This window comes from Janthinobacterium sp. ROICE36 (genome assembly GCF_002869965.1).
GTDB lineage: Bacteria > Pseudomonadota > Gammaproteobacteria > Burkholderiales > Burkholderiaceae_D > Janthinobacterium.
Map to the genome: position 1 here is coordinate 1 of NZ_PEBS01000158.1, position 2,311 is coordinate 2,311.

Annotated in this window: 1 protein-coding gene and 1 pseudogene; one reads left to right on the top strand and one right to left on the bottom strand. The window is 58.8% G+C overall.

The genetic code is table 11. The annotated features are described in order from the left end of the window. Window positions 1-148 (bottom strand): annotated as a pseudogene (locus CSZ94_RS29115) (IS5/IS1182 family transposase); the annotation flags it as partial. 327 nt (window positions 149-475) lie between these two features. Between CSZ94_RS29115 and CSZ94_RS27150 the strand changes: the two are divergent. Further along, the gene (locus CSZ94_RS27150) at window positions 476-1,981 is read left to right on the top strand and encodes a DASS family sodium-coupled anion symporter (RefSeq protein WP_102124335.1); all 1,506 of its coding nucleotides are present in this window, start codon (window positions 476-478) and stop codon (window positions 1,979-1,981) included. Window positions 1,982-2,311: the final 330 nt, after the last annotated feature.

Genomic DNA, 2,311 nt, shown 5'->3' on the forward strand with positions numbered 1-2,311 from the left:
AATACAGCGCCTGGAAATCATCGTTCATGTTGGCCAGGATGGCATCGACCAGTACTCGCAATTTGCGCAAGGGATGCGCATCCGGGATGCGTTCCTCCAACGAGCGGTAACTGTACAGAGAGTGCTGGGTGACGTCGGTCTTGCGCATGATGGCGGTGGGAAAGTGGGGCTGATGAAACAACGTTTACCGGCCCGTGATGGTTGACGGGCACGGCGATTAATTCAACACCCTGTTAGGCGACATGAGGGGCGATTGTGCGACACATGTCGCTCGCAGGTCAACGATTTTGCAATTGCAGGGAATGCCGCGCCGAATGGCGCCGGGGACGGGCCGCCTTGCGTGTATGATATTGCCGAACAGAATTGTTGGGCATCTGTCATCTTGCGGGCGCGCTACTTGTGCCTCTCAGCCCATGAATCTGCGTGCACGATTCCGGTCGCCAGGATGCCTGACCCACAGCGAAAGGTAATAAAGATGTATAAAACAGTGCGCGACATGTTCCTGCATTTCAAGGAAGCCGTCCCATTCCGCCTCGTTCCCGCCCTGATTTGCACTGCCTTGCTGGTGAGCATGCTATTGCTGCCGGCGCCCGATGGCTTGACGCCCAAGGCCTGGGGCCTGGTGGCGATTTTTCTTACCACCATCCTGGCGATCATATTGAAAGTCATGCCCATCGGCGTGATGGCCATGATGGCCATCGTCATCGTGTCCTTGTCGCAAGTGACGTCGGGCTCGTCCAAGGGCGCCATCACGGATGCGCTCAGCAGTTTTTCGAATCCATTGATCTGGCTGATCGTCGTGGCGATCCTGATTTCGCGCGGCCTGAAAAAGACGGGGCTGGGCAGCCGCATCGGCCTGCTGTTCATTTCCCTGCTGGGCAAGCGCACCATGGGCATCGGCTACGGCCTGGCGATTTGCGAACTGGTGCTGGCGCCCTTTACGCCGAGTAACACGGCACGCGGCGGCGGCATCGTCCACCCCGTCATGAAATCGATCGCCAACGCCTTCGATTCAGACCCTGCCAAAGGCACGGAAGGCAAAGTGGGCACGTATCTGGCCCTCGTCAACTACCACGCCAACCCCATCACCTCGGCCATGTTCCTCACTGCCACGGCGCCCAATCCGCTGGTGGTCGATTTCGTGGCCAAGGCCAGCGGCCAGAGTTTCCACCTGACGTGGACCACCTGGGCCCTGTGCATGCTGCTGCCGGGCCTGGTCTGCCTGTTGGTGATGCCCCTGATTATCTATCGGCTCTCGCCGCCGGAACTGAAAGCCACGCCGGACGCCGTCACCTATGCCAAGGCGGAGCTGAAAAGCATGGGTCCGCTGTCGCCGTCGGAAAAAGTCATGCTGGGCACCTTTGCCCTGCTGCTGCTGTTGTGGGCCAATGTACCCGCCATGCTGTTCGGTCCCGCGTTTTCGCTCGATGCGACGGTGGTTGCCTTTGTCGGCTTGTTCGTGCTGATCATTACCGGCACCATCGACTGGGACGACGTGCTGTCGGAAAAGAGCGCCTGGGACACCCTCGTGTGGTTTGGCGCGCTGGTGATGATGGCCGAGCAGTTGAACAAGACGGGCGTGATTGTCTGGTTTTCGGCCGGCATGAAGGCGGCCATCGTTGCCAGCGGCATGGACTGGTTGCCGATAGCCGCCGTCCTGGTGCTGGTGTTTGTCTTTTCGCATTACTTCTTTGCCAGCACGACGGCCCACATCAGCGCCATGCTGCTGGCCTTCCTGACGGTGGGCCTGCACCTGATTCCCGCCGAATACCACGTGCCCTTCATGTTGATGATGACGGCCGGCTCAGCCATCATGATGACCCTGACCCACTATGCGACGGGCACCTCGCCCATCATCTTCGGCAGCGGCTTCGTGACGATGGGCAACTGGTGGAGAGTCGGTTTCATCATGTGCGTGGTGGAACTGCTGATCTTTGCCGTCATCGGCACGAGCTGGTGGAAGTTGCTCGGTTACTGGTAAAGCCAGCGGCTACAGCTGGCGCGCCAGTGTAGATAGTCACTACCTGCGCGGATCGCACCACATCTGTCAGATCGTGCAGGTCGATACTGGCGTCCGACAGCAGCACCGCCAGCGGCCGCAGATACTGCGCGTAGGCAAGAAAACTCGGGAAAGGTGACGTGAAGCTAGTGTACTGCTTGCGAAATGGTTGCACTATTTAAAGGCTGCGCTATCATCTACATATTGAGTTTGAGATGAGGTGAGCAATGCTGACTGCGGCGCCGATTATATTGAGCGAGGAAGACCGTGCCGAACTGGAACGAAGGGTCCGGTCGCAAACCATCGATACAC